The following is a 26,369-nucleotide window of genomic DNA, read 5'->3' as shown; positions in this document are numbered from 1 at the left end:
TTCCCCCGCTCTGGTCGCTACGCTCCCGCCACTCCTCCAGGCGACGGCACTCCCTCACCTATTCGTCGTCCGGGTTGAGCTTGATGCCGGAGATCTTGGTGCCGTCGGTCAGCGGGCCCTCTTGCTCGTCGTCGCCGGCGACGCGGGTCAGCGAGCCGGAGACCCAGTCGTCGAAGTGCGGCTCCAGGTCGCCGACCGTGACCTCGTCACCGTGGATGGCCAGCACCCGCGTGTCGCCGGGCAGCGTGAACAGCCGCCCGCCGATCGAGGTGAGCTGGTCGGCCAGGGCCGGGTATTCGCCGCCCAGCTTGCCGGGGCCGTCGGCCTGCAGGGCCTTGCCGGTGAACACGGCCCCGAGCGCCTCGCAGTAGAGCGACACGCCGCCGGGCGAGATGCCGGGCGTCTCCATGACATCGAGCTGGACGTCGGCGACACCGAAGATGCCGTCGTCCTCCATGTCGATGTCGGGCCAGGTCTCACGCCAGGTCTCACGCCACAGGGGCTTGTCCTTCGGGTGCAGGGCGACCACGGCCTCGTCTCGGCTGGCCACCTCGATGGCCGCTCCGACGTGGTCGGGCAGGCCCGCGGTGCAGATGACGGCCAGCACCTCCCGCTCGCCCACCTGCTCAAGGATCTTCTCGGCGTCACGCGCCGCGTCGATGACGATCACCTCGTCGTCGTCACCCACGATCCAGGTGTTGTTCTCGACCTTGTGCTCGGTGCCGTCGATGTCGACGACGCCCTCGGTCACCACTCGCTCGATACGCGCTGTCACGCCTCCGAACTCTAGCCCGTCTGCCAGACAGCGCGAATCGCGTTCGCGCGTCACGCTCCCGAACCGGGGCCGGGCTAGTCTTCGAGCCTGGGCGAGAAGGCGCCGAACGGCACGTCCAGTTCGTGGTCACGGGCGTCGAGCAGGGACAGCTCGGCGAGCGAGATCATGCATCCCGCGTCGGCCGGCCAGGCGATCGCCCACAACCAGTTGCCCATCGCCTCGCCCGCGTAGACCGCCCGGTCGTTCTGGCCGTCCACGCACCACAGCGCGGTGGGATGGCCGAGCACCCCGATCTTGGCGTTCGGCGGCCCCGCGTCGAACCCCTCGCCGGGATCGGGGCCGTCGAGCCCCGCGAACGCGGCGCCGAGCCCGATGCCGGGCTCCTCGGCGATGACGATCATGTCGGCCGGCCCCTCCATCAGCGACGGCCCGGTCAGCGCGACCAGGCTCGCGCGGGCGCCGGTGTTCTGGTCGCCCACCTCACCGAAGCCGGTGACCAGCCAGCCGGAAGGCAAGGGCCACGGCAACCACACGGGCACGACGGAAGTCTTGCGTATCGCCTCAAGCGCGGTGCTGGACGGCGGCCACGGGGGCTGATACGGCAGCACGTCACCGTGCGTGCCGCATCGAAACGCACTAGACCTGGCGCTCGGCCCGTGAAGAGGGCCAAAACACCGCGGGCAGGTCGGAACCGCTCTCACAACTACCCACGGTGCTTTCTCCGGCACGGCCACGTCAAGGCCGCTCCTCGTTATCCCGTCGTAATCTTGGTCATGTGCGCGTAAATTGTGTCGGCGCGATCATTTTCGACGCCTCTGACCGGCTTCTTCTCATCAAGCGCGGCCATCCGCCCGGCATGGGCCTGTGGTCGATTCCGGGCGGCCGGCTGGAGCAGGGCGAGACGGACGAGGCCGGTGTGCGGCGTGAGGTCCTGGAGGAGACGGGGCTGCGCGTGGAGGTGGGCCGCCTGGCCGGCACGGTGGACCGCCCCGGTCCCGGCGGGGTCACGTACGTGATCCGCGACTACCTCGCCACCGCCGAGGAAGGGGTCCCCACCGCCGGGGACGACGCCGCCGACGTGCGCTGGTGCGGCCAGGACGACCTGGTACGCCTCCCGCTGTCCGAGGGCCTCCTGGAGTCGCTCACGGAATGGCACGTGCTCCCACGGGGAAGGTGAGACGGCCCACCTGGGCTATCTGCTCGACGTCAGGCTGGAGGTCCACAGGATCAGATGGTCGGCGCTGTACGTCGTGGACCGGCCGAGCGCCACCACCTCCTCCCCCTCCACGGCCACCGCCGACAACCACTGCGTCCCCTGTCCGGCCAGGCGGTCCTTGGTGAGCTCCATGCGGTTCCACGACAGCCCGTCCTGCGAGGTCCAGGCCGCGCTGTCGCCCTCGCCGGGCACGCCGTGCCAGCCGACCGCCACCAGGCCCTCCGCGGCCGACGCCAGGTCGTACACCGCCGCCGCCCGGTCCGCGGGCAGCCACGCCGTCTCCCAGCTCTGGCCGTCGTCGTCCGAGACCGCGGCGAACGCCCGCCGCACCCCATCCGTCAGGGCCGTACCGATGGCCACAAGCTTGCCCTGGTACGTCGTGACCCGGCGGAGCCCGGCCGACGTCGCGTCCTGCGGGGTCACCCGGTCGCGCGCGCTCCAGTTCACGCCGTCCTCCGAGTACCACACCACGGTGCTCTCGTCATCGGCGTTCCCCGCGCCGCCCACGGCCACGTACCCGTCGGCGACGGCGATCGCGTCGTGGATGCGCACGCCGGAGCCGCCCTGGGGCAACTTGTTCGACCTGGTGTACTTGCGCGTGTCGGGGGTGAACCACATCGCGGCGGCGATGGTGCCCGCCTGGTCCCTCGACTCGCCCGCCACCACGTACCCCTGCTTGCCCGCCGTCACGACATGGGCCTGCAGGTAGGGCTGGTCCGGCTGTCTGGCCAGGTCTCCGGTGGCGTCCACCCGCTTCCAGTTCTCGCCGTCGCCGGAGGTGACGAGGAGGGGGTCGGTGACGGAGATGTTCGGCTCGGTGCCGCCGACGGCCAGCCAGCCACGGGAGCCGTGGATCACGTCCTCGAGCGTCTGCCTGCCGGGGCCGCCGAGGCTCATGGACTTCCAGCTCTGCCAGTTCCTGATCGTCCACAGGCCGGCGTCGCCCGAGGCGGAGCCGACGGCCACGTACCGGCCGTCGTGGCCGGCCAGCGCGTTCGTCTCGCGGGCGATCCTGTTCAGGCCCTCGACCTCGCCGAGTTTCACCCGCGAGGTGGAGCCCGACTTGGGCGAGGTCATGAGCACGAGCTGGTTGTCCACGTCGGAGGCCGCCCGGTCGCCGCCGGCGAACAGGGTGCCGCCGTCGGAGATCGTGAACCCGCGCAGCGTCGCACCCGTCAGGTCGCCGAGGTCGGCCCGCTTGGTCCAGGCGCGCCCGTCCGTGGTGGTCAGCACGGAGTAGCGGCCGAGCCCGGCCTGCGTGACCGCGGCGACGCCGGACGGGTAGGAGATCAGCGACTCCACACCCCGGCTCTCGGCGTCGAGGCCGCCGATGGAGCCGCACTGCGACCACTGTGTCCCGGTCGGGGAGCAATAGACGCGTACGTCCCCTTCGGCCGTCTGCCGCAACGTCGGCACCAGCACGAACCGTTTGGGCAGCACGGCCACCATCCCGGCCCGCAGGTCGGTCGCCTCGGGGAGCTGGAAGCCGGTCGCCTGCCAGCCGCGCCCGCCGTCGGCCGATCGAAGCACCCGCGATCCCTCGCCGTCCGCGGGTACTCCGATGGCCACGACGGTGTCGCCCTTGGCCACCACGGCCTTGAGCTCCCGTACTTCCAGCTCCCTGGTCTCGACGCGCTCCCAGGTCGTGCCGTCCTCCGAGTGCCAGGCCGCGGGTCCCGAGCCGCCGTCGGCCCCGGACGTGCTGCCCACGGCGACGAAGCCCGAGCCCGTCCTGGCGATGTCCTCGATGCGGTCACCGGCCCTGAACGCGGCCAGCCCCGACGCCTCCACGACCGTCCAGTTGAACCCGTCGGTGCTGGTCCACAGGCCGCGCTCACCCGCGGCCTCGTCGCCGCCGGTGGCCAGCCAGTGGCCGTCGCCGCCGACCACGCGCCGCACCGTGGGCGTGGAGGCGCCGTTCACCCGGCCGAGCCGCCAGTTCTTGCCCGCGTCGGGCGAGAACAGGAACAGCGGGCGCGGGGTCGGGCTCGTCGTGTCGCTGCCGACCGCCACGACCGCGCGGCCCACCGACGTCATGTCGTTGAGCTTCTGGTCGGCGCCGTCGCCGGCGGCGGGGACGGTGAACAGCTCGTCTCCCGAACGGCCTGTGCCCGCCTCCAGGCGCAGGCCGGGGGTCTCGTCGTCGCTCCACTGCCACACGAGCACGCCGGTGGCCACCAGGACGGCCGCGGCCACGGTCAGGACGATCGGGATGGCCCTGTTGCTCCGGTGCACGGGACTGGACCTGCGTACGGCGGCGGGGGCCGGGCCTCTGTGGTGGCGGCCGCTCGACCCCTGGGGGTGCGGCGGGCCGGTGGCGACGAGGAGGTCGGGCCTGGTGGGACGGCCGGCCGGCGGCCGCCCGACCCGCCGCACCTCGGTCTCGTCCTCCTCGAAGGACTCCTCCTCAGGGAGGGTCTCCTCCTCCGGGAAGGTCCCGTCCTCCGGAGCGGTCTCGTCCTCGGAGAGGGACTCGTCCTCGGGAAGAGGCTCGTCGCGCGGAACGTCCTGGGCGGCGATCTCCTTCCGATCGGCGCGCGCAGGCTCGTCGGCGGGCGCGGGCGCGGGCGCGGCGGCGGGCGCGGGATCGTCGCGTTGGCCGACGGGGTACACGAGGCGGTAGGGAGGCGTGCGCGCCTCCCGCTCATCGGACTCCCGGCCGGGCGCCTCGGGGGTCTCGACGGCGGGCGCCGCGAGCTCGGGGCGGGGCGGGGCGCCGGCGACGAGCTTGTCGGGCCGGTTGACGATGCGCCGGGGCCGCCGGCGCGGCTCCACCTCGGGCTCCGCGGTCGGCGAACTGTACGGTCTGCGCCCCTTGGGCGGTTCCTGCGGCTCGTCGTCCGGTATGGGGGCGGCGAACGGCGGCATGCCCCACGGAGAGGTCAGGGGTAAGCCTCTGGCCCGATCGTCGGTGGGACCGGGCGGAGAATGGCTGATCCTTGGCTCTTCTGGAGGGTGTGGGCCTGATGCGCTCTCGGAACGCGGGTCGTCTTCCGGCGATCGCCGTGGCGGTTCGCTGGGGCCGGAGGCCACGCGCCGCACCTCCTAGTCGAACTCGTCGTACAGGTGGATCTCGGCCGCTCTCACGGACCGTTCCAGGAAGGTCCGGGGGAGACCCTCACCATCCCGACAGCATCCAGACCAGCATGGTTGAGCCGGAATAGCGAGACCTCTCTAGCGAGATTCCCCGTACCTGCCGCCTGATTTATCCCGAAAGAGTGCTAATAGACCGCTTTTTGGCTAGATACATCACACCAAACGCATACACCCCGAGCTGCACCACGGTCCCCGTCAACGCCTGCCAGGGCACAGGAACCTTACCCTGGTCCAGGGCGTCATCGAGGTTCCCCGCGGCCGCGCTCAGCCCGAAGGCCACCACGTTGTTGACGACGTGCAGCGCGATGGGCGCCTCCAGCCCTCCGGTACGCAACGCCAGCCACGCCATGACGGCCCCGAACGAGAACACGTCGACCAGCCCGGCCCACGAGTACCCGTGCAAGGACGCGAACACGGCGGACCCGAAGACGATGGCCCAGATGGGATTGCGTACGTGCGCCCCGACGGCCTGCAGCAGCCACCCGCGGAAGATGTACTCCTCCGCCGCCGCCTGGAACGGCACCAGCAGCACGATCACGATGATCAGCGGCAGGAAGACCGACCACCCGCTCCACCCGAGCACCTCGGAGTCCAGGCCCGAGACCGACAGGGCCGCCCACTGCGCGACCTGGCCGAGAATCAGCGCCAGCACGGCCACCCCGACGCAACGCCCCATCCAGGTCCAGCGCAACCGCCCCGCCACGGACGAGAGCGTGCCGGGCCGCCGCCGCTGGATGAGGGCCGCGGTGCCGAACACCACCAGCAGTACGGGCGCGATGGACAGCAGTGTCATGGCCAGCCCGAGCGGCGTGGGCTCGGGGATCCCGGTCACGGGGTCCACCGGCGAGGGAAGTCCGAGGACGACCGTCGCGACGACGAACCCGATGACGACCACGACACCGATCGCGACGAACCCGGCGGCGACGATGAGCGTGCCGACGATCGCCTGCCACACACGGGCGCCCGGCGTCCTGGCGAGGTGGTCGAACCGAGCCCCGCGCGGAGTCGGCAGGAACCAGGACGGCGGTCGCGGCGGCGGGTACGGCGGCCCCGCGTAGGGAAGCTGGGGCCCCGGATATTCCTGCATCTCTCCATTCTGTCCGCTTGATGCGCATTAGTTCACAGACGACTCGCCGTTTTAGGCGGATGCTCAGGGGGCGAAAGACATTTCGATCCCTGGGAGCAGTCCATGTCAAGGCTGGGACCTGTCATCACCCTCGCGGCGGGAGCAGTGCTCGCCGTGGGGCTCGGTGTCGCCAGCATCACCGCGACACCGGCGGCCGAGCAAACGGCCGCCAGTACGGCCGCGGATGCGCCACCGGCGGAGGAGAGCTCCGCCGCGGCGTCACCATCACCCACGCGCACGGAGCCCAAGAAGATCGCCAAGGCCGACTACGGCGGCCGGGTGAAGGGCAACGGCGCCCTCATCGCCATCTCGATCAGGAACGGCAAGGCCGTCGGCTACTTCTGCGACGGAAAGAGCGAGGCCTGGTTCAAGGGCTCGGAGTCGGAGGGAGAGGTACAACTCAAAGGCGTGGCGAACGCCGGCTCGAAGATCACGGCCGAGCTGGGCGGCGGCCGGGCGAAGGGCGAGGTCTCCGTCGCCGGCGGGAAGTGGGACTTCGTCGCGCCCACGGTGGTCAAGCCGTCGGGCCTGTACCGGGCCACCGCCATCGTCAGAGGCGCCAAGTTCCGCGCCGGCTGGATCATGATCAAGGACACGGACGGCCGCTCCTACCAGGTCGGCCTCGCCGAGTCGAACGGCGAGCCGCGCGGGATCCCGCAGCTCGACAGCGAGCAGCCCACCGCCCCCGTGACCGTCGACGACACCACGGTCTACCCCAAGGACGTCGACGGATTCATCGAGGAGATGCAATGACCGCCCTACCCCAGCAGCCCACGCGCGGCCTGACCCCGTTACTGGTGCCGCTGCTTCTCGGCGGCCTCGTGGTGCTCGCGCTCGGCGTCTACGGGCGCGCGCACACGCCGACCGGTTTCGCCGTCGGCGTGGCCGGCTTCTCCGCCGCCCTGCCGATGAAGGCGTGGCTGACGACGGGCGCGTTCGTCCTGGCGATCGTCCAGGTCGTCTCGGCCCTGTCGATGTGGGGCAAGATCGGGATCACGATCCCGCCCGCCGTGCACCGCTGGTCGGGGCGGCTGGCGTTCGTGCTCACGATCCCCGTCGCCTTCCACTGCCTGTACGCCCTGGGCCTGCAGTACGACGTGCCCCGCGTGCTCGCGCACTCGCTGCTCGGCTGCTTCTTCTACGGCCTGATCACCGCGAAGCTGCTGGCCCTGCCCAAACGCGGCACCCCGGGCTGGACGCTGCCGGTGTTCGGCGGGCTGACGTTCACGGCGCTCGTGGGGCTCTGGCTGACCTCGTCGTTCTGGTTCTTCACCGCCATCGGCTTCAAGGTGTGAAGCTCTTCGTACGGCTCAGTCCGGCCGCCCGCCCCTTGGCGGCCACGACGAGCGCCATCTTCCTGGACGCCTCATCGATCATCTCGTCACCCAGCATGACCGCGCCGCGCTTCTCGACCGAGGTGTAGTACTCGTACGCCTCCAAGATGAGCTCGGCGTGGTCGTAGTCCTCCTGCTCCGGCGAGAACACCTCGTTGGCGGCGTCCACCTGCGCCGGGTGCAGCACCCACTTGCCGTCGAACCCCAGCGCGGCCGCCCTCCGCGCGACTCTGCGGAATCCCTCCACGTCCTTGATCTGCAGGTAGGGCCCGTCGATCACCTGCAGATCGTGCATTCTGGCGGCCATGAGCAGGCGCATGAGGATGTAGTGGTAGGCGTCGCCCTCGACGTAGCCGGGCGGCTGCTCGCCGACGACGAGCGTGCGCATGTTGACCGAGGCCATGAAGTCGGCGGGGCCGAACACGAGCGTCTCCAGCCGCTTGGACGACCCGGCGATGGCGTCGGCGTTCACCAGGCCGCGCGCGTTCTCGATCTGCGCCTCGATGCCGATGCGGCCGACCTCGAATCCCATGGTCTTCTCGATCTGGGTGAGCAGGGTGTCGAGCCAGATGACCTCGGTCGGATCCTGCACCTTGGGCAGCATGAGGCAGTCGAGGAACTCCCCCGCCCCCTCGACGATCTCGATCACGTCCCGGTACGTCCATTGAGTGGTCAGGTCGTTCACCCTGACCACCCGCGTCTTGCCCGACCAGTCGCCCTCGCGCAGCGCGGCCACGATGTTGCCCCGCGCCTCCTCCTTGGCCAGCGGCGCGACGGAATCCTCCAGGTCGAGGAAGACCTCGTCCACGGGGAGTGTCTGGGCCTTCTCCAGGAACCGGGGGTTGCTGCCTGGCACGGCGAGCACCGAACGTCGTGAGCGCATGCGCACACGCTACAAGGGCCTCAGCCGGTGAACCCGTTCGCCTCCAGGCGGGCGACGAGGCCGCCGATGCCGCAGCCGGTCGCCAGGAGGAGGAAGAGCAGCGAGATCCGTTTCATGCCCCTCTAACGGCTCCGGGACCCCGCCGGTTACAGTCGGATCCGTGAGCGACGACACCGCGGCCATCCAGGAGGGCGCCAAGAAGTCGGGCATCCTCTGGCTCACCCTCGACCGCCCCAGGCTGGCCTGGCACGCCTGGCACGACGGCGCCATCTACCTGGTGACGGGGGGCGAGGAACAGCCGATGCCCGGGCTCGACGCCAAGGACCGCGTCCACGTGACGCTCCGCAGCAAGGACAACGGGGCCAGGCTGGTGGAGTTCGAGGCGGCGGTCTCGGTCGTGGACCAGGGCGAGGCGGCCGAGGCCGTGGCGGTGCTGGCGAAGGAGCGGCTCAACGCCCGCGACAGCGAGCACCTGCCCGAGCGGTGGGCCCGCGAGTCCACCGTCTGGCGTCTCACCCCTGAGCGGTGACCGGCTCCGGCGGCACGACGACCTGTGGCTGAGCGCTGGCGGTGGCGGTCTGCGCGAGCAGCGCGCCGGACAACACGATCAGCCCGCCCACGATCTGGAACGCGCCGAGCGTCTCGCCGACCAGGGCCCACGCCACGACGGCGCCGCCGATGACCTCCAGGGACGCGACGGTCGCGCCCACCGCGGCCGACAGCCGCCGCACGGCGTTGACGCCCAGGATGTAGGCGACCACGGTCGCCACCAGCACCATCCACAGGTACGCGACCGGCACCGGCAGGGAGAGCCCGCCCTCTGGCGCGGCGGAGACCGTGAAGGCCCCCCACGGGATGTCCCAGGGCCGGGAGAACGGGATCAGCACCACGGCCGCCCCCGTCATGCCCCAGGCGATCAGGCCGAGCGGGTCCACGTCGTCGCCGAAGCTATCGCTCATCAGGAAATATCCGGCGCAGCACGCCCCGGCCAGCAGGCCCAGCAACAGGCCCAGCGCGTCGATCCGCAGGCCCTGCCACGCCTCGACGACGATCCCGAGGCCCACGACGGCGACGACCGCGCCGACGTACGCGGCCCTGGCGAGCCGTACCTTGCGGATGACCCGCACCCAGGCCACCACCATCACCGGCGCCATGAACTCCAGCAGCAGCGCGATCCCCACCGGCAGCCGCGTGATCGCCACGAAGTAGAGGGACTGCACCCCGGCCACCGCCACGATCGCGTACAGCGCGAGGAACGGCAGTCTGGACCGCGGGATCCGCAGCGCCCGCGGCCGCACGATGGCCAGCACGGCCACCAGCAGCAGCCCCGCGCCGGCCATCCGCGTCCACACGGCCTCGATCGGCGCCAGTCCGGCCGCGATGAGGTATTTGGCCATGGGCCCGGAGAACGCGAAACAGCACGACGACACGAACGCGAGCGCGAGCCCCGCATACCTCACCGCACACCACCTGCCGAGTAATGACCGTTAAAAGCGTTTGATACTTACACGTCGGACGTCCCGGGCGCAATGGGGTCACGCTGTTAGCCTGGCCACGTGAAGATCTTCGTTGCCCGGCTGCCGGGGACCCCGGTCTTCGACCCCGCGGGCGACCAGATCGGCCGGGTCAGGGACGTCGTGGTCGGGCTGCGCATCGGCCGCCCGCCCAACGTCCACGGCTTCGTGGTGGAGGTGCAGCCGCGCCGCCCGGTGTTCCTGCCGATCACTCGTGTACGCCGCATCGAGGCCGGAGCCGTCGTCTTCACCGGGCGGCTCAACATGCGCAGGTTCGAGCAGCGCGCCACCGAGACGCTGGTCGTCGGCGAGATGCTCGACCTGACCGTGCACCTCGGCGAGCAGCCCATGACGGTCTACGACGTGGCCATGGAGGAGATCAAGCCGTTCGCCTGGGAGATCACCAAGGTCGCCGTCTACCGGGGCAGGCGGCGCGAGCCGCGCACCGTGGACTGGGGCGAGGTGTCGGGGTTCGACAAGCTGCAGCAGGACCAGGGGGCCGCCGGGCTGATCACCGCGTTCGAGTCGCTGCGGGCCGCCGACATGGCCAGCGCGCTGCACGACCTGCCGACCAAGCGGCGCGTCGAGATCGCCCGCGCGCTGAACGACACCCGCCTCGCCGACGTGCTGGAAGAACTGCCGCCCGACGACCAGATCGCCATCCTGGGCACGCTGGAGCCTGAGCGGGCGGCCGACGTGCTGGAGGAGATGGGGCCCGACGACGCCGCCGACCTGCTGCACGACCTGCCGGAGGAGCAGGCGGCGCAACTGCTGGCGCTGATGGAGCCGGGTGAGGCGGCGCCGGTGCGGCGGCTGCTGACCTACCCGGAGACCAGCGCGGGCGGTCTGATGACCAGCGAGCCGGTGATCCTGCCGCCCAACGCCACCGTGGCCGAGGCGCTCGCGCACATCAGGCAGAACGACCTGACGCCCGCCGTGGCCGCCCAGGTCTACGTGACCAGGCCGCCGACCGAGACGCCGACGGGCACGTACCTGGGGGTCTCGCACTTCCAGCGGCTGCTGCGCGAACCGCCGTCCACGCTGCTCGGCGGCGTGCTCGACCCCTCGATCGGCCCGATCAAGCCCGAGCTCACGCTGAGTGAGGTCACTTACTACCTCGCCAACTACAACCTCGTCGCCGCCCCTGTCGTGGACGAACTGGGCAGGCTCGTCGGCGCGGTGACCGTGGACGACGTGCTGGACCACATGTTGCCCGAGGACTGGCGGGAAGGCCGGCGACCATGACGAGCGAACGACTCGACCAGCCCCGCGCGCTGCGCCGCTCGCTGCGCCCGCACTACGACCCCGAGGCGTTCGGCCGCCTGTCCGAGCAGATCGCCCGCTTCCTCGGGACCGCCCGCTTCCTCGTGTACATGACCGTGTTCGTAGCGGTCTGGGTGCTCTGGAACGCCTTCGCGCCCGCGAACCTGAAGTTCGACCCCTACCCGTTCATCTTCCTCACACTGATGTTGTCGCTGCAGGCCAGCTACGCCGCGCCGCTGATCCTGCTGGCCCAGAACCGGCAGGACGACCGCGACCGCGTCCAGTACGAGCAGGACCGCGAGGCCGCCGACCGCAACCAGGCCGAGATCGAGTATCTGACGCGGGAGATCGCCGGGCTGCGGATGGCCATGAGCGACGTGGCCACCCGCGACTACCTGCGCGCCGAGCTGGGGCGGCTGCTGGAGGAGCTCAGGGGGGACTCGGAGGAGCGCCGGTGAGGTCGCCCGGCCGCGAACCGCAACAGCGGAAGACTCACGGAGTAACCTTAGGACGTCCGCTCGCACGGACATCTATCAGTGCGGATTAACTCAGCGGGGCTTCAGGTTCATACCATGGAGGGGCATCCTCGCTGGCGCCCAGCGCCTGTCACACATATATCGACAAAGGAGGGACGGCACTCCCTCGTGCCGAGACTTCGATGGCACCAACCCAGGAACTGGTGACGGCGGCACTGTCCACCGTCATCGACCCCGAGATCCGTCGCCCGATCACGGACCTCGACATGGTCAAGAACATCGAGATCGCTCCCGACGGGGCGGTGCGCGTGGGCGTCTACCTCACGGTGGCCGGGTGTCCGATGAAGGACACCATCACCCGCGACGTCAAGACCTCCGTCGCCAAGGTCGAGGGTGTGACGGACGTCCAGGTCGAACTCGACGTCATGAGCACCGAGCAGCGCAAGGTCCTGCAGACCAAGCTGCGGGGCGACCGCGGGCCGGAGAAGGAGATCCCCTTCAACCAGCCGGGCTCGCTGACCCGCGTGTTCGCGGTGGCCAGCGGCAAGGGCGGGGTCGGCAAGTCCTCCGTGACGGTCAACCTGGCCGCCTCCATGGCTGCCGGCGGCCTCAAGGTCGGCATCGTCGACGCCGACATCTACGGCCACAGCATTCCTCGCATGCTGGGCGCCGCCGAACGGCCCACCAAGGTCGAGGACATGATCATGCCGCCGGTGGCCCACGACATCAAGGTCATCTCGGTCGGGATGTTCAAGCCGCCGGGCAACACGCCGGTGGTCTGGCGCGGGCCGATGCTCGACCGGGCGCTGCACCAGTTCCTGGCCGACGTCTACTGGGGCGACCTCGACGTGCTCCTGCTCGACCTGCCGCCCGGCACCGGCGACATCGCCATCTCGGTGGCCCAGCGGCTGCCGTCGGCGGAGATCCTGGTCGTGACGACGCCGCAGATGGCCGCCGCCGAGGTGGCCGAGCGGGCCGGCTCGATCGCCGCGCAGACCCACCAGCAGATCGCCGGCGTCATCGAGAACATGGCGTGGCTGCCGTGTCCCCACTGCGACGAACGCATCGCGGTGTTCGGCGAGGGCGGAGGCCAGACCGTGGCCGACGCGCTGACCCGGACTCTCGGCACCCGGGTGCCGCTGCTCGGTCAGGTCCCCATCGACCTGCGGCTGCGCGAGGGCGGCGACGAGGGCAAGCCGCTCGTGCTGACCGACCCCGACTCTCCTGCCGCCACCGAGCTGCGGCAGATCGCGGCCGGGTTGAGCAAGCGCTCATCCAGCATCAAGGGGCTCCAGCTCGGCCTGGCTCCGCGCCGCTGACCGCTCTCTCACCCGTCGGGCCCGCTTCTGAAGCGGGCCCGTTCGCGTGTGTGGGGGCCGCTCAGGTCGCTTCGGGGTCGAAGGGCGGCAATTCCCCATAGCCGAGCTCGTCGACCGGCTCCGGCGCGTACGGGGCCGTAGCGGCCGACTCCAGCTCCGGCGACTTGTTGTTGTTGTTCCAGTCGTCCTCGAGGTCGTCGAGGAGATGCTTGCGGACGAAGTTGCGCGGGTTGAGGTCGGCGGGGTCGAAGTTCGAGAACTCCGGGCCCAGACCGGCACGCAGGTCGTCACGCGCGTTGTTGGCCATCCTGCGCAGGTTGCGCAGCTGCCTGCCTGCCTGTGAGGCGGCCTGAGGCAGTTTGTCGGGACCGAAGACGAGCAGCGCGATCACGATCAGCGCTCCGATCTCCATCCACCCGAGTCCGAACACCGTGAGCTCCTACCGCAGTCCAACCATTCCGAGGACAACCCCGGCCTATCCACAGACTAAGGGCTCTGGGGGGTAGGTCGGTCGTCTCCCCTAGGTCATATCACCGCCTCGAACACCCCCACCGCCCCGACCTCCCACTCACTGGTCCCTCGAACAGGGCCCCCAACCACCCCACCAACGCCCCAGGACTTCGCCGCGCCGCGCCGACGGCGACCGGGCTTGGTGGCGAGGCGGCGCGCCCGCCGGAAGGAGGCCCTCGGAGACAAAAGCGCCGCAGGAGGCGGGTTGCCACCTGCGGCGCGATGAAAAACGTGGATCAGGACGGGGACGGTGTGGGTTCGTCGTCGCTGGCCACGACGAGCTTGGCGGTGCGCTCCTGGCCGTCACGCTGATACTTGATGTTGATCTGCGAGTTCGGCGCCTTGCTGCGGATCAGGGCGATCAGCTCGTTTCCGTCCTGCAGCACCAGCCCGTCGACCTCAAGGATCACGTCACCGGCCTTCAGCCCGGCCTTGCCGGCGGGCCCCTTCGGGTCGACCGGCTGCTGACCACCGGCGGGCTCCAGAGCGATCCGTACGCCCTGACCCCGATAGTCCTTGTCCACCACGATGCCGATCTTGGGCCGCTTGGCCTTGCCGGTGGTGATCAGTTCCTCGGCCACGCGCCGCGTCTGGTTGACCGGGATCGCGAAGCCCAGCCCGATGCTGCCGCTCTGGCTGCTCATCGAACGCCCGAGCGTGGCGATCGCCGAGTTCACCCCGACGACCTCGCCCCGGCCGTTCACCAGTGGCCCGCCGGAGTTGCCCGGGTTGATGGCGGCGTCGGTCTGGATGGCGCTGATGTAGGCGGGTTCCTCGGTGCTGGTGCCGGTGTCGTCACCCGCGATGACCGGGCGGTTGAGCGAGCTGACGATGCCGGTGGTCACGGTGCCGGTCAGGCCCAGCGGGGAGCCGATGGCGATGACCGGGTCACCGACCACCACCTGGTCGGAGTTGCCGAGGGTGATCTCCGGCGTGGCGAACGTCTCCTCCGGCTTGACCACGGCCAGGTCGGAGCCGGGGTCACGGCCGACGATGCGGGCCGTGGTGGTCTTGCGGTTGTTGAACATGATCGTGATCTCGCCGCCCTTGGCGGCCAGCGCCACCACGTGGTTGTTGGTCACCACGTAGCCGTTCTTGATCAGGAACCCGGAGCCCGTGGCGCCCTCGGTGTTGCTGCCGTTGCCCACCTCCAGCGAGACCACGCTGGGCAGCACCCGCGAGGCCACGCCCGCGACCGAGTCGGGCGCCCGGTTGGTGGCGCCGCTCGGGATCGGGCCGAGGCTGTAGGAGGGGTCGTTGCCGCTGGCGGGCTTGGTGAGCAGGTACGTGCCGACACTGCCGAGCACCGAGGCCACCAGGGCGATGACCACGGCCATCGCGACCATGACGCCGACGGAGGGCCCGCGTCTGGCCGTACCCGCGCCGCCCTGTGAACCCGGAGGCGGCGGCGCCCAGCCGGTCCCCATGCCTAGAGGCTGACGCGGAGGTGGCGGCGGCGGGTTCCCACCACCACCGCCGTAGGGAGGAGGCCCGCCGAACGAGGGCCCGTCCGACCCGAACGCGGGACCCTCATAGGATCGTGCGCCGTTGTCGGGCGAGCCGAAGAACGGACTGTCGTAGGACCGCGTGCCCCCGCTGTCGGGAGGCCCGAACGAAGGGCTGTCGTAAGACCGCGTACCCCCGTCGGGAGACCCGAACGAAGGGCCGCTGTCACGCCCGTCGGGAGACCCGAAGGAAGGGCCGCTGTCACGCCCGTCAGGAGAGCCGAACGAAGGGCCGCTGTCACGCCCATCAGGAGAGCCAAAGGAAGGGCTGCTGTCGCGCCCGCCGGGAGACCCGAAGGAAGGGCCGCTGTCGCGCCCGCCGGGCGGGCCGAACGAAGGAACGGCGTATTGGGGGCCGGTCTGGGCGGAGGTGTCCTGGCCGTACGAAGGGCTCCCGTACGAAGGGCCGCTCTGGGACGAGCCGTCGTACGAGCGCGACTCGTACGGCGACGCGCCGAAGACGTCGGAGCGGCCCGACGGGTCACCCCAGGACGTGCCGAACGAGGCGGGCGGCTCGGGCCGCCTGTCCTGTTCTGCCATGTCATCCGCGGGCAAGAAGTCCGGCCGCCCCTGTGGCTCGGGGGAGTCCGACGGCCTGCGTCCTTCTGTGGGGCGCGTCTCGTCGGTCATCTAAGTCTCACCACTCCTTGGCTCGGCCACCGCAATCCTCGCTATCGCGGCATACGAGGGTTATAAAGCTTTAACCAGGACTTGCTTGTGACAATTCCCGAACCCAGATCGTATGCCCCACGCGCCGCCGACTACGCCAACCGAGTGCCCCCGGCATAACCGGGGTTCAGGGCGTGGCGGTCGAAGGAGCGTTCGTAGGCGTAGTACGAGGCTGCTGCTGGAACAGTTCAACGGGCGGCGCGGGATTGCTCTGCCCCACACCGGTGGCGGCGAAGAAGGTGCCCAGGGCGACGGCCGCGGAGACCATCCCGACGGCCACGTACGTGGTGCGCCTTCTAGTGCCGCGACCAGGGCCCGAAGCCCCACCGGTGGCGTCCCTGCGCGGGCGGTTGTCCAGCGGCGCGATGCTGTGCGGTCCAGGTATGGCCACTCCCCCGAACGAGCGCGACGGGAAAGGGCGCTCCCTCGGCGGCAGCGGGCCGCCCGGCTCCGACATCCGGAGCAGGGACATCGTCAGGTCGGCCGGCATCGCCGGGGTGTCGAGCGAGCGCAGGCGCGTCTTGAGCGCCCGCGTCGACTCGACTTCTCGCCTGCAGTCAGCACAGAAAGTCAGATGAGCCAGCGCGCGCTCACGCTCGGTGTGGTTGAGTTCTCCGTCGACCAGCGCGGAAACGCGTTCTCCAAGATGAGCCATATCAGACTTCCTCCCCACGGATAACGGTCGGGGGGAGTTGGGAATTACGGGGGGCCCGATGGTCGAGCGCCTCCCGCAACTGCGCCCGGCCACGGTGAATACGGCTTCGGACCGTACCCAGCTTGACGCCGAGCGTGGCCGCGATCTCCTCGTAAGACAGGCCCTCGATGTCACACAGCACGATCGCGGCCCGGAACTCGGGGGCGAGCGCGTCGAGGGCGGCCTGGATGTCGGGCTCCAAGTGGGCGTCGTCGAAAGCCTGCGCCGGAGACGGCTCGCGGCCACGCAACCGCTCGGCGGCGTCGTCGGCCAGACCTTCGAACCTGATGCGCTGCTTGCGCCGCGCCATGTCGAGGAACAGGTTCGTCGTGATCCGGTGCAACCACCCCTCGAACGTGCCGGGGGTGTAGCTCGACAGCGACCTGAAAACCCGGACGAAGACCTCCTGCGTGAGGTCCTCGGCATCATGGACATTGCCGGTCAGCCGGTAGGCCAGCCGATACACGCGTGCGGAGTGTGTCCGCACCACTTCCTCCCATGTGGGAGGCGTCCATTCGGACGACACGGGAGTATCGGTCTGGTGGTCGCTTTCGTCCACCAGAACTCCTCTCTCTGGGACCACCGCTACCGTCATAGTGCCTGGTTTCGTCCCTTCGTGCGCACTGCCTGCCTTCCGGACCGGCAAAGCCCGTTTAAACCTGCAACGCCTCGGGACCCTCCTGAGTTCCCGGACCGGCGTGTCTCCCCTAGGCTGCGATCGGTGCTAATACGTGTATGACCTTCTGCGACCAATCGCACGAAAGTGGGGGGAGGAGGCCGATGACCACTCCGGTGGAGGCCACTCTGGCCTATGCAGAGCAGTTCCATCACGAGGATGAGATCCTGCACGCGGCGCGGCAGCGCGGGCTGGAGATGGGGGCGACACCCATCCTTCCTGGCGGCGGAGCGGCGCTGTGTTTGCTCGCCACCGCCATCACCGCCAAGTCCGTCGTCGAGATCGGCACGGGTTGTGGCGTCTCGGGGTTGTGGCTGCTGCGCGGCATGCGCACGGACGGGACTCTGACGAGCGTCGACGTGGAGCCCGAGCATCAGCGGCTGGCCAGACAGGCGTTCACGGAGGCCGGCTTCTCCGGCGGCCGGGTGCGCCTCATCTCCGGCCGGGCGCTCGATGTGCTGCCGCGGCTGTCGGACGGCGGCTACGACATGGTCTTCGCCGACGGCGCGAAGCACGAATACGCCGACTACCTGGCCGAGGCCGTGCGCCTGCTGCGCGTGGGCGGCATCGTGGCCTTCGACAACATGTTGTGGCACAACCGCGTGGCCGACCCCGCGCAACGTGACCCCGAGACGGTCACGCTGCGCGAGGTGGGCAAGCTGGTGCAGTCGGACGAGCGGCTGCGCTCGGTGCTCATGCCGCTGGGCGACGGCCTCCTGGCCGCCGTCAAGGTCGCCGGCTGATCAGTCCCGGCCGGCCGGGCGGCCCTTGGTCAGCCACTCCAGGAGCACGCGCACACCGAATCCGGTGGCGCCCTTGCTGAGGGTGCCCTCGTCCACGGTGCTGCGCCCGACCCCGGCGACGTCGAGGTGCGCCCAGGGCCGCTTACCCGCGAACTCGCGCAGGAACAGCGCCGCCGTGATCGAGCCCGCGCCGAACCTGGATCCGGCCTCGACGTTGGCCATGTCGGCGATCGACGACTCCAGCGCGGGCTTGTAGTCCTCAATCAGCGGCATCCGCCACAGCCGGTCGTCGGCGACCTGTCCGGCCTCCACGAGCTGCTCGGCCAGCGCGTCGTCGGAGGAGTAGACGGCGCCGACGTTGCGGCCGAGCGCCACGGTGATCGCCCCGGTGAGGGTGGCGATGTCCACGACCGTGTCGGGGTCGAGGACGGCGTCGGCGTAGGCGAGCGCGTCGGCCAGCACGAGCCGCCCCTCGGCGTCGGTGTTGAGCACCTCGACCGTGCGCCCGCCGTAGTGCGTGATGACGTCGCTGGGCCGCTGGGAGGTGCCCGAGGGCATGTTCTCGGCGGCGGCGACCAGCCCCGTGACGCGTATCGGCGCCCGCATCGCGGCCAGCGCGCCGAGCACGGCGATGACGACCGCGCCACCGGCCATGTCGGTCTTCTGGAACTTCATGTTCTCGGTCGGCTTGAGCGACAACCCGCCCGAGTCGAACGTGATGCCCTTGCCCACCAGCACCACGTGCCGCTCGGCCGGCTCGTCGGGCGTGTAGGAGAGCTGGATGAGCCTGGGCGGGCTGGCCGAGCCCTTCCCGACGGCGAGGATGCCGCCGAACCCGTCGGCCTGGAGCCGCTCCTCGTCCCAGACCTCGACCGGCACGCCGACCTCGCCGGCTCGCTCGGCGAGCCAGGCGGGGGTCTTGACCGAGGAGGGCGTGTTGGACAGGTCGCGGGCGAGCGCCACCGCGTGCGCCAGCGTCTCCGCCCTGCGCACCCGCTCCTCGTCGGCCCCGGTGAACACCAGCGTCCGCACGGCCCGCTTGCCGGGCTCACCGATCTTGAAGGTGTACGCGGCCAGCAACGCCGCCTCGGCGAACACGGCCACATCACCGTCGGGCGGCACCACGATCAGCGTGTCCCTGCCCTTGACCTTCCTGGTCAGCGCGGCGGCGGACTTGCGCAGGGCACGCGGGGAGCCGTCGCCGACGCCGTACAGCAGAATCCTGCCGACGCCGCCGGCCCGTGCCACCGGGACCTCGACGATCTCCCCCGCCTCCCCTTTGGCCTCGTAGTGCGCCAGCAGGTCGGGCGCCGGCAGGTGCAGCTCGACCGCGGGACTGAGATCGGAGGCGTAGGGTACGGCCAGCAACTCGGTATCGTCGGGAACCTCGGCGACCACCGACGCAGTGGTCTCAATCGGCACGGAACCTCTCCTCAAACGTCAGCGACCCTGGCGTCGGACTACGCCAGGGCCGTGGGTCAAGTTGTCACTCGGGAGCGCTCAGCCGACGACGTTCTTCAACGCCTCGCCGAGCGCCTTTGCCTCGTCGGCGGAGATCTCCACGACGAGCCGGCCGCCACCCTCCAGGGGGACCCGCATGACAATGCCGCGCCCTTCCTTGGTGACCTCGAGCGGACCATCGCCGGTCCGCGGCTTCATCGCCGCCATGCGTGCATCCCTTCCTGCCTTGGGCTCCCGCGGCCCGCGATTTCCGACCCCCCGAAACGGCGGTCGGCGCATTCACGTCTTCTGTGATGTCCTATTCTCCCGCATCGAGAGCGCTCATGGGTAACGATCTCCTCCCAGAATGCGTTGTCGCGGCGTGCGATGACGTCCAAACTGGACTTCGTGCACGCTCGCGCCGCTCTGTTCGATCTCTACGGAGACCACCTGCGTTCGCGCGGTGGGCAAGCATCGGTCGCCGCGCTCGTACGGCTGATGAAACCCCTGGAAATAGCCGCTCCAGCCGTGCGCACAGCGGTTTCCCGCATGGTGCGGCAGGGCTGGCTGCGGCCGCTGCGGCTGCCGCAGGGAGCCGGCTACGGGCTGACGCCGAAGTGCGTCAGACGGCTGGATGAGGCAGCACTGAGAATTTACCGAGCCGGAACGCTGACCTGGCACGGCCGCTGGCATCTGATCGTCTTCGAGCCGGTGAAGGAGCGTCCGCGCAGGGAGCGGCTGCGCGCCGATCTGACGTTCCTGGGCTACGCCTCGCTGTCCGAGACCACCTGGCTGGGTCCGCGCTCCTCGATCGAGCTGGACAACCTGCTGGAGGGCGAGGGGGTGCGGGCCGACAGGTTCGACGCCGCGCTGGAGGGCGACCCGCGTGAGCTGGTGGCCAGGGCATGGGATCTGGCCGCCATCGGCGAGGCGTACGAGAGCTGGCACGCCGAGGCTGTCACGCTGATCAGCACGTTGCCGGAGGGGGCCCCGGCCGACCAGGTGTTCGCCACCCGGAGCCGGCTCGTGCACGGCTGGCGCAACTTCCTGTTCCGCGACCCCGGCCTGCCGCCCGAGCTGCTGCCCGCGGGCTGGCCGGGCGAGAAGGCCAGGGCCTACTTCGAGCAGGAGGCCACCCGGTTGCTGCCCGCGGCCGCCGCGTTCGTCGACGGGGAGCTGCTGTGATCCGCTATGAGTCGACAGGGAGCTGCTGTGGTCCGCTATGAGTCGACAGGGAGCTGCTGTGGTCCGCTATGAGTCGACAGGGAGTTGCTTTGATCCGCTATGACATGGCCGACGCCGTCGCCACCATCACCCTCGACCGCCCCGACGCGATGAACTCACTGACCGCCGAGGTCAAGCAGGCCCTGCTCGATGCGCTGCGCCGCGCCGCGGCCGATCCGGAGGTCAGGGCCGTGCTGCTCACCGGCTCCGGCCGGGCCTTCAGCGCGGGCCAGGACCTGCGTGAGCACGCCGCCAACCTGGAGGCGGGCCGCGGCCTGGCCGACACCCTCCGCGAGCACTACAACCCGATCGTGGAGCTGATCGCCACCATGCCCAAGCCGGTGGTGGCCGCCGTCAACGGCGTGGCCGTGGGCGCGGGCGCGTCGCTGGCCTTCGCCTGCGACCTGCGGGTGGCCTCGGAGCGGGCGAAGTTCGCGCTGGCGTTCGCGGGCATCGGCCTGGCGCCCGACTCGGGCGCGTCGTGGACGTTGCAGCGCCTGGTGGGCCGGGGCCGCGCCGCCGAGCTGATGTTGCTGGGCGAGCCGATCGACGCGGCCCGCGCCCTGGAGCTGGGCCTGGTCACCATCGTCGCGGAAGACGTGCTGAAGACCGCCCAGGACCTGGCGGCACGCCTGGCTCAGGGCCCGACGCTCGCCTACGCCGCCACCAAGCGGGCGCTGGCCTACGCCGCCTCGAACGGGCTGTCCGACGCGCTGGCCATGGAAGCCGACCTTCAGGACGAATGCGTGGCGACCCATGACCACGTGAACGCCACGCGAGCGTTTCTCGCGAAAGAAGTGCCAACATTCAACGCTGAGTAACTGATCGACCACGACCGCATGGGTAAGGCTAGCGCCATGCGCGATTCCGACGCCTCGCAGGCGTTCGAAGACCGGTTCGAGACCATCCGCGCGAGCGCCGTGACCCTGCTCACCGGCGGCTCGTTCGACGGCTCCGACCCGGTCTACGAACGGCCGCTGGCCACGCTGGGCGAGCGGGCCACCGGTTGGCTGGCCCAGATGGTCCCCGGGCTGATCTGGCCGGACCTGCCGCTCGAAGGCCGGGCGGGTCACGTGACGACCAGTTACGGCCGGCTGCGGCTGATCGCCACCGCCTGGGCCACGCCCGGCACTCCCCAGCACGGCGACGACGCCGTGGTGGCGAAGGTGGTCGAGGCGCTCGACCTGCTGCACGAGCGGCACTACAACGAAGGGCTCCCGGAGACGGGCAACTGGTGGTTCTGGGAGATCGGCACGCCCGCCGAACTGGCCCGCGTGTGCGTGCTGCTCGGTGACCGGCTCGACGAGGGCAGGATGGGGGCGTACCTGCGGGCGATCGACCGGTTCTGCCCCGACGCCGACCGCCGCGCGGGGTGGCCGGACGCCAGCGAGAGCGGCTCCAACCGGGCCGACAAGGCCTCCATCGTCGCCTTCCGCGGCGTGGCGGGGCGCAGCGCTGAGAAGCTCGCCCTGGCCCGCGACGGGCTCTCCGACGTGCGGGACGGCGGGCGGCACAGCGTGTTCGGGTACGCGGAGTCCGGCGACGGCTTCTACCGCGACGGCTCCTTCATCCAGCACGGCAACGTCGCCTACACGGGCTCGTACGGCCTGTCGCTGCTCATCGCCGTCTCCGAGGCCGTGGCGCTGCTGCACGGCTCGCCCTGGGAGGTCACCGACCCAGGCCGGCAGGTCGTGCTGGACGCGGTCGAGCGCTCGTTCGCCCCTTTCATGCACGACGGGCTGCTCATGGACACCGTCAGGGGGCGGGCGGCCAGCCGTCAGGCCTTCTCCGACGGCGTGGCGGGGCACGCGGCGATCGGGGCCGTGCTGCTGCTGGCGCGCAGCGCGCCCGAGCCGTACCGGAGCCGGTTCATGGCGCTGGCCAAGGGGTGGATCGAGCGCGGCAGGGCGCGCCCCTACCTGGAGCACGCCAACGTGCCGGAGACCCGTCGGGCGGTCGCGGTGCTGGACGACAAGGGCGTCGAGGCGGCGCCGGGGCCCGTCGGGCACTTCGTGTTCCCCAGCATGGACCGGGTCGTGCACCGGCGGCCCAGCTGGTCGCTGGCCATCAGCCTGTCCTCGTGCCGGACGGCCGCCTACGAGGCGATCAACCAGGAGAACCTGCACGGCTGGTACACCGGCGACGGCATGACCTACACCTACACCTCCGACCTGGAGGCCTACGGGCGGGACTTCTGGCCGACGGTGAACCCCTACCGGCTGCCGGGGATCACGGTCGACACGCGCGAGCGCGAGGACCTCAGCTTCAGCGCCCACCGGCCGCCCAGCGCGTTCGCGGGCGGCGTGGTGCTGGAGGGCCGCTACGGCCTCACCGCCATGGACCTGGCCGGCGAAGGGGCGAGCCTGCGGGCGCGCAAGTCGTGGTTCTGCCTGGACTCGGCCGTGGTGGTGCTGGGCAGCGGCATCACCAGCTTCGACGGCCGGGTGATCGAGACCGTGGTGGAGAACCGGGCCACGGACGCGAAGCCGTACATGGGGGACGGTTGGGCGCATATGGCGGGGGTGGGCGGATACGTTTTCGAGGGGGCCAGGATGCTCGTGGAGACGCGTACGGGCCGCTGGCGTGACATCAACGGGGGCGACGACACCAAGGGCGCCTTCGACCCCGTGACGCGGCGCTACGTGACGATCTGGTTCGACCACGGCGTGAACCCCGTGGAGGCCAACTACTCCTACGTGCTGCTGCCCAACGCGACCCGCGAGCGCACCCGGTTCTTCCGTGGGCGGCAGCCGGTGAAGGTGTTGTGCAACACGAGCCAGTTCCAGGCCGTGCAGTCGGGGACGCTGATGGGGGCCACGTTCTGGTCGGAGGGCCGCATCGGCGTCGTCAGCGTGGACGCGCCCTGCCTGCTGATGATGCGCCGGGCCAGCGAGCGGCTCATCCTGACCGTGGCCGACCCGAGCAGGACGGTGGACGTCCTGAAGATCACGCTCGACCGCTCCGCGCGCGGGGTCGTGCGCGCCGACGACACCGTCACTGTGCAGACCGGGAAGACGCCCGTCATCAGCGTCAGGGTCGGCGGGTCACTGGGGCGCAGCCACAGCGTGGAGCTCAGCGCGTACGCGCCAGGCAGTCCTCGACGTGATCGTTGACCAGCCCGATCGCCTGCATCAGCGCGTAGGCCGTGGTCGGGCCGACGAACTTGAAGCCGTGCTTCTTCAGCTCCTTGGCCAGCGCCTTCGAGCCCGGGGTGACGGCGGGCACGTCGGCCATCGTCCTGGGCACGGGCGCGTCGGGGTCGGCGTGCCGCCACACCAGCTCCGACAGGCCGTCAGGCAGGTCGAGCGCGGCCCTGGCGTTGCTGATCGCCGCCTCGATCTTGGCCCGGTTGCGGATGATGCCCGCGTCGCCGAGCAGCCGCTCGACGTCCTGCTCGGAGTAGGCGGCGACCTTGGGGATCGAGAAGCGGTCGAAGGCGGCGCGGAAGTTCTCCCTTTTGCGCAGGATCGTCAGCCAGGACAGGCCCGACTGGAACGCCTCCAGGGACACCCGCTCGAAGACCTCGTCGTCGCCCTTGAGCGGGCGGCCCCACTCCTCGTCGTGATAGGTGATGTAGACGGGGTCGGTCATGCCCGCCCACGTACAACGGATCAGATCGGTCACTGCTTCTGGTCACTGTCCTTACCGTTCAGGGAGGCGCGTACGGGCTCCTCCTCGGGGGTCGCGGGCTCTTCCGCGGGCTCGCTCTCCTCGGCCTTCACCTCGTCGGCGGATTCGTTCTCCTCCGTCTGAGGGGGAAGGCGCCACTCCGCGTCCTCCGGCGGCTTCTGCTCGATCTCCGGGCCGCCGTCCCAGGACACCGTGGCTCCGCTCGCCGACACCGGATCGCCGGACTCGGGCAGCTCGCGGGGCGCGGACGGGGCCTCGGGCTCGTGCTCGGTGCGCGGCCCCGCCCCTGGCGAGGCGTAGACCTCCTGCCGCGCGTGCAACCGGCTCGACAGCAGCTCCGAGACCCGTTGCTCCAGCACCGCGATCCGCGTGTCGCGCGCGCTGATCGCGCCGGCGGCCCTGCGCAGGGTCTCATCGACGCTCTGCGTGTGGTAGCCGACCAGGTTGACCGGCAGTTGGAGCGCCATGAAGTCGACCGCGGTGAGCTGCCCGGCCTCGGGAAGGTCGAGCGGCGGCACGTCGGGCGGGAACTCGGTCAGCTCACCGCCCCTGCCCAGGGATACCAGGACCACGCAGGCCAGGATGGCGATGGCGGCGATGGCGAGTATGACCAGCACATTGGCATCGTACTCATAGCATCGGGGCACGAGGTCACGCACTTGCCGCGCGCAGGGCTTCTCCGGGCACGTCTTCGTGTGCCAGAAGCGCAGGTCAGCCGGTGGCCTCGCCCAGTTCCGCGACGCTTGGCCTGACCGGCTGAGTGCGCGATTCGAGGTGGGCGAACGCCTCCTCCACGGTCGAGGTCCAGGAGATCGCGTCGAAGACCTCGGGGCGGGTGAAGCCCTCGTCGTACATGCGGGTGACCAGGTCCTTGAGCGGGTCGTACAGGCCGAAGGGGTCGAGCAGCACCAGGGGCCGGTCGTGGATGCCGAGCACCCGCGAGCACCAGATCTCGAACAGCTCCTCCAGCGTTCCGATGCCGCCGGGCAGCACCAGGAACGCGTCGGAGCGGGCGTCCATGATCCCCTTGCGCTCGCGCATGCCCTCTGTGACGATCAGCTCGGGCGACTCCTCGTCCGCCACCTCCATGTCCACCAGCGCCTGGGGGATCACGCCGACCGTGTGGGCGCCGGCCGCGCGGGCGGCCGAGGTGACGGCGCCCATGCACGAGACGGAGCCGCCGCCGCTCACCAGCGTGTGGCCGCGCCTGGCGAGCTCGGTGCCCACCTTCGCGGCCAGGTCGATGTATTTGCGATCGATGTTGAGGCTTGAGGCGCAGAAGACACAGATGTTCACGCTGGACAAGCCTATTGGGGCTCGGCGGTCTGGACGGCGGCGGCCTCCGACTCGTCCATGCGCTGCTGGGAGCGGGCCACGTCGGCGTCGGCGATGATGCGCACGGCCTCGTCCACGTCGTCGGTGACCGTGATCAGGTCGAGGTCCTGGGACGCGATCTTCCCCGTGCTCAGCAGCGAGCTCTTGATCCAGTCGAGCAGCCCGCCCCAGAACTCCGAGCCCATCAGCACCACGGGGAAGGAGGTGACCTTGCCGGTCTGGACCAGGGTGAGCGCCTCGAACAGCTCGTCGAGGGTGCCGAAGCCGCCCGGCAGGGTGATGAAGCCGCAGGAGTATTTGACGAACATCGTCTTGCGTACGAAGAAGTAGCGGAACTCGATGCCGAGGTCCACGTAGTCGTTCATGCGCTGCTCGAACGGCAGCTCGATGCCGAGCCCGACCGACATCGCGCCCTCGACCTCGCTCGCGCCCCGGTTGGCCGACTCCATGACGCCGGGCCCGCCGCCCGTGATCACCGCGTAGCCCGCCTGGGCCAGCTTCCTGCCGAGCGCGCGGCCCAGCTCGTATTCCTCCGAATCGGGCCTGGTGCGCGCCGAGCCGAAGACGGTCACCGCCGGCGGCATCTCGGCGAGCTGGCCGAAGCCCTCCACGAACTCCGCCTGGATGCGCAGCACCCGCCACGGGTCCATGTGGACCCAGTCGGAGGGCCCCTGGCGGGCCAGCAGGCGCTGGTCGTGGGTGGAGGTGGGGACGAGTTTGCCGCGCACGACTGCCTGGCCCTGGCGGTGTTCCCGACGGTTCTGGTTCATGCGGATCACGCTAGCCCCTCTCGGACACGGCCGGTTCAGCACGTCCATCGGAGGTCCTAGACTGCCTTCCCAGGGCGAAATCGCTGGTTACCCAGGCAGAACATCGTCCTAAAAAATCTTGAAAGATCCGTGGAACCGAATTTCGACTCCCTCGCGTCTAACCGTCGAGGG

Annotated in this window: 28 protein-coding genes; 12 read left to right on the top strand and 16 right to left on the bottom strand. The window is 70.3% G+C overall.

Going from position 1 to position 26,369, the window contains the following annotated elements; all coding sequences use genetic code 11:
* Positions 1–58 precede the first annotated feature (58 nt).
* Positions 59–775, bottom strand: a complete 717-nt coding sequence (locus tag ACFPZ3_RS48065) for an MBL fold metallo-hydrolase (RefSeq protein ID WP_379521121.1) — start codon at positions 773–775, stop codon at positions 59–61.
* 74 nt (positions 776–849) lie between these two features.
* Positions 850–1,476 carry a DUF6758 family protein gene (locus ACFPZ3_RS48060; RefSeq protein ID WP_379521120.1) on the bottom strand — a complete coding sequence of 209 codons (627 nt, stop codon included), beginning with the start codon at positions 1,474–1,476 and terminating at the stop codon, positions 850–852.
* Positions 1,477–1,550: 74 nt separating this feature from the next.
* Between ACFPZ3_RS48060 and ACFPZ3_RS48055 the strand changes: the two genes are divergently transcribed.
* The gene (locus ACFPZ3_RS48055; protein ID WP_379521119.1) at positions 1,551–1,952 is read left to right on the top strand and encodes an NUDIX hydrolase; all 402 of its coding nucleotides are present in this window, start codon (positions 1,551–1,553) and stop codon (positions 1,950–1,952) included.
* Positions 1,953–1,967: 15 nt separating this feature from the next.
* On the opposite strand, the gene ACFPZ3_RS48050 is transcribed toward ACFPZ3_RS48055, so the two are convergent.
* Together ACFPZ3_RS48050 and ACFPZ3_RS48045 are read right to left on the bottom strand one after the other, a co-directional pair.
* Positions 1,968–4,859, bottom strand: a complete 2,892-nt coding sequence (locus tag ACFPZ3_RS48050) for a DUF6242 domain-containing protein (RefSeq protein WP_379521118.1) — start codon at positions 4,857–4,859, stop codon at positions 1,968–1,970.
* A 337-nt stretch (positions 4,860–5,196) separates the two neighbouring features.
* Positions 5,197–6,174, bottom strand: a complete 978-nt coding sequence (locus tag ACFPZ3_RS48045; RefSeq protein ID WP_379521117.1) for a CPBP family intramembrane glutamic endopeptidase — start codon at positions 6,172–6,174, stop codon at positions 5,197–5,199.
* Positions 6,175–6,276: 102 nt separating this feature from the next.
* Between ACFPZ3_RS48045 and ACFPZ3_RS48040 the strand changes: the two genes are divergently transcribed.
* Positions 6,277–6,966, top strand: a complete 690-nt coding sequence (locus ACFPZ3_RS48040; protein ID WP_379521116.1) for a hypothetical protein — start codon at positions 6,277–6,279, stop codon at positions 6,964–6,966.
* Positions 6,963–7,508, top strand: a complete 546-nt coding sequence (locus ACFPZ3_RS48035; RefSeq protein WP_379521115.1) for a DUF6529 family protein — start codon at positions 6,963–6,965, stop codon at positions 7,506–7,508. The genes ACFPZ3_RS48040 and ACFPZ3_RS48035 overlap by 4 nt, the downstream gene beginning before the upstream one ends.
* On the opposite strand, the gene ACFPZ3_RS48030 is transcribed toward ACFPZ3_RS48035, so the two are convergent.
* A complete protein-coding gene (locus ACFPZ3_RS48030) occupies positions 7,498–8,430 on the bottom strand; it encodes an HpcH/HpaI aldolase/citrate lyase family protein (RefSeq protein WP_379521114.1) in 933 nt (310 codons plus the stop codon). The genes ACFPZ3_RS48035 and ACFPZ3_RS48030 overlap by 11 nt on opposite strands.
* 160 nt (positions 8,431–8,590) lie before the next feature.
* On the opposite strand from ACFPZ3_RS48030, the gene ACFPZ3_RS48025 reads away from it, so the two are divergent.
* Complete coding sequence (locus ACFPZ3_RS48025; RefSeq protein WP_379521113.1) at positions 8,591–8,959, top strand: hypothetical protein; 369 nt, start codon at positions 8,591–8,593, stop codon at positions 8,957–8,959.
* On the opposite strand, the gene ACFPZ3_RS48020 is transcribed toward ACFPZ3_RS48025, so the two are convergent.
* The gene (locus ACFPZ3_RS48020; RefSeq protein WP_379521112.1) at positions 8,943–9,890 is read right to left on the bottom strand and encodes an EamA family transporter; all 948 of its coding nucleotides are present in this window, start codon (positions 9,888–9,890) and stop codon (positions 8,943–8,945) included. The two genes, ACFPZ3_RS48025 and ACFPZ3_RS48020, sit on opposite strands and share 17 nt — an antisense overlap.
* A gap of 96 nt (positions 9,891–9,986) precedes the next feature.
* On the opposite strand from ACFPZ3_RS48020, the gene ACFPZ3_RS48015 reads away from it, so the two are divergent.
* From ACFPZ3_RS48015 to ACFPZ3_RS48005, 3 genes are all read left to right on the top strand, one after another.
* Positions 9,987–11,189, top strand: coding sequence for a magnesium transporter MgtE N-terminal domain-containing protein (locus ACFPZ3_RS48015; RefSeq protein ID WP_379521111.1), 1,203 nt, complete (start codon positions 9,987–9,989; stop codon positions 11,187–11,189).
* Positions 11,186–11,665, top strand: a complete 480-nt coding sequence (locus ACFPZ3_RS48010; RefSeq protein WP_379521110.1) for a DUF1003 domain-containing protein — start codon at positions 11,186–11,188, stop codon at positions 11,663–11,665. The genes ACFPZ3_RS48015 and ACFPZ3_RS48010 overlap by 4 nt, the downstream gene beginning before the upstream one ends.
* Positions 11,666–11,865: 200 nt before the next feature.
* Complete coding sequence (locus ACFPZ3_RS48005; protein ID WP_379521109.1) at positions 11,866–13,002, top strand: Mrp/NBP35 family ATP-binding protein; 1,137 nt, start codon at positions 11,866–11,868, stop codon at positions 13,000–13,002.
* Between the two features lie 61 nt (positions 13,003–13,063).
* Here ACFPZ3_RS48005 and ACFPZ3_RS48000 read toward each other — a convergent pair whose 3' ends face one another.
* Positions 13,064–13,432 (bottom strand): sec-independent translocase, encoded by a 369-nt coding sequence (locus tag ACFPZ3_RS48000; RefSeq protein ID WP_379521108.1) that lies wholly within the window; start codon positions 13,430–13,432, stop codon positions 13,064–13,066.
* Positions 13,433–13,748: 316 nt separating this feature from the next.
* Positions 13,749–14,939, bottom strand: coding sequence for a S1C family serine protease (locus ACFPZ3_RS47995; RefSeq protein ID WP_379521107.1), 1,191 nt, complete (start codon positions 14,937–14,939; stop codon positions 13,749–13,751).
* A 448-nt stretch (positions 14,940–15,387) separates the two neighbouring features.
* Between ACFPZ3_RS47995 and ACFPZ3_RS47990 the strand changes: the two genes are divergently transcribed.
* Positions 15,388–15,651 (top strand): hypothetical protein, encoded by a 264-nt coding sequence (locus ACFPZ3_RS47990; RefSeq protein ID WP_379521106.1) that lies wholly within the window; start codon positions 15,388–15,390, stop codon positions 15,649–15,651.
* A gap of 162 nt (positions 15,652–15,813) precedes the next feature.
* Here the strand turns inward: ACFPZ3_RS47990 and ACFPZ3_RS47985 are convergent, their stop codons facing one another.
* Positions 15,814–16,341 (bottom strand): anti-sigma factor family protein, encoded by a 528-nt coding sequence (locus ACFPZ3_RS47985; protein WP_379521105.1) that lies wholly within the window; start codon positions 16,339–16,341, stop codon positions 15,814–15,816.
* Position 16,342: 1 nt separating this feature from the next.
* The gene (sigE, locus tag ACFPZ3_RS47980; RefSeq protein ID WP_379521104.1) at positions 16,343–16,975 is read right to left on the bottom strand and encodes an RNA polymerase sigma factor SigE; all 633 of its coding nucleotides are present in this window, start codon (positions 16,973–16,975) and stop codon (positions 16,343–16,345) included.
* 185 nt (positions 16,976–17,160) lie between these two features.
* Here sigE and ACFPZ3_RS47975 point away from each other — a divergent pair, with 185 nt between their 5' ends.
* A complete protein-coding gene (locus ACFPZ3_RS47975) occupies positions 17,161–17,799 on the top strand; it encodes an O-methyltransferase (RefSeq protein ID WP_379521103.1) in 639 nt (212 codons plus the stop codon).
* Here the strand turns inward: ACFPZ3_RS47975 and ACFPZ3_RS47970 are convergent, their stop codons facing one another.
* Positions 17,800–19,221 (bottom strand): leucyl aminopeptidase, encoded by a 1,422-nt coding sequence (locus tag ACFPZ3_RS47970; RefSeq protein WP_379521102.1) that lies wholly within the window; start codon positions 19,219–19,221, stop codon positions 17,800–17,802.
* Between the two features lie 78 nt (positions 19,222–19,299).
* Positions 19,300–19,467, bottom strand: a complete 168-nt coding sequence (locus tag ACFPZ3_RS47965) for a DUF3117 domain-containing protein (RefSeq protein WP_020545024.1) — start codon at positions 19,465–19,467, stop codon at positions 19,300–19,302.
* Positions 19,468–19,626: 159 nt separating this feature from the next.
* Here ACFPZ3_RS47965 and ACFPZ3_RS47960 point away from each other — a divergent pair, with 159 nt between their 5' ends.
* The 3 genes from ACFPZ3_RS47960 to ACFPZ3_RS47950 all read left to right on the top strand — a co-directional run bounded on the left by ACFPZ3_RS47960 (position 19,627) and on the right by ACFPZ3_RS47950 (position 23,576).
* On the top strand, positions 19,627–20,424 hold the full coding sequence (locus tag ACFPZ3_RS47960) for a PaaX family transcriptional regulator (protein ID WP_379521101.1): 798 nt from the start codon (positions 19,627–19,629) through the stop codon (positions 20,422–20,424).
* A gap of 104 nt (positions 20,425–20,528) precedes the next feature.
* Positions 20,529–21,284, top strand: coding sequence for an enoyl-CoA hydratase-related protein (locus tag ACFPZ3_RS47955; protein ID WP_379521124.1), 756 nt, complete (start codon positions 20,529–20,531; stop codon positions 21,282–21,284).
* A 36-nt stretch (positions 21,285–21,320) separates the two neighbouring features.
* Positions 21,321–23,576: a polysaccharide lyase 8 family protein gene (locus tag ACFPZ3_RS47950; protein ID WP_379521100.1), complete on the top strand. Its 2,256-nt coding sequence runs from the start codon at positions 21,321–21,323 to the stop codon at positions 23,574–23,576.
* On the opposite strand, the gene ACFPZ3_RS47945 is transcribed toward ACFPZ3_RS47950, so the two are convergent.
* From ACFPZ3_RS47945 to ACFPZ3_RS47930, 4 genes are all read right to left on the bottom strand, one after another.
* Complete coding sequence (locus ACFPZ3_RS47945) at positions 23,536–24,054, bottom strand: DNA-3-methyladenine glycosylase I (protein WP_379521123.1); 519 nt, start codon at positions 24,052–24,054, stop codon at positions 23,536–23,538. The two genes, ACFPZ3_RS47950 and ACFPZ3_RS47945, sit on opposite strands and share 41 nt — an antisense overlap.
* Before the next feature lie 29 nt (positions 24,055–24,083).
* Positions 24,084–24,710, bottom strand: a complete 627-nt coding sequence (locus ACFPZ3_RS47940) for a hypothetical protein (RefSeq protein ID WP_379521099.1) — start codon at positions 24,708–24,710, stop codon at positions 24,084–24,086.
* 94 nt (positions 24,711–24,804) lie between these two features.
* Positions 24,805–25,389, bottom strand: a complete 585-nt coding sequence (locus tag ACFPZ3_RS47935) for an LOG family protein (protein ID WP_379521098.1) — start codon at positions 25,387–25,389, stop codon at positions 24,805–24,807.
* An 11-nt stretch (positions 25,390–25,400) separates the two neighbouring features.
* Positions 25,401–26,198: an LOG family protein gene (locus ACFPZ3_RS47930; protein ID WP_379521097.1), complete on the bottom strand. Its 798-nt coding sequence runs from the start codon at positions 26,196–26,198 to the stop codon at positions 25,401–25,403.
* Between the last annotated feature and the right edge of the window lie 171 nt (positions 26,199–26,369).

The sequence above is a fragment of the Nonomuraea insulae genome, from assembly GCF_042656245.1.
This window is presented reverse-complemented; position numbering and strand designations above follow the sequence as displayed.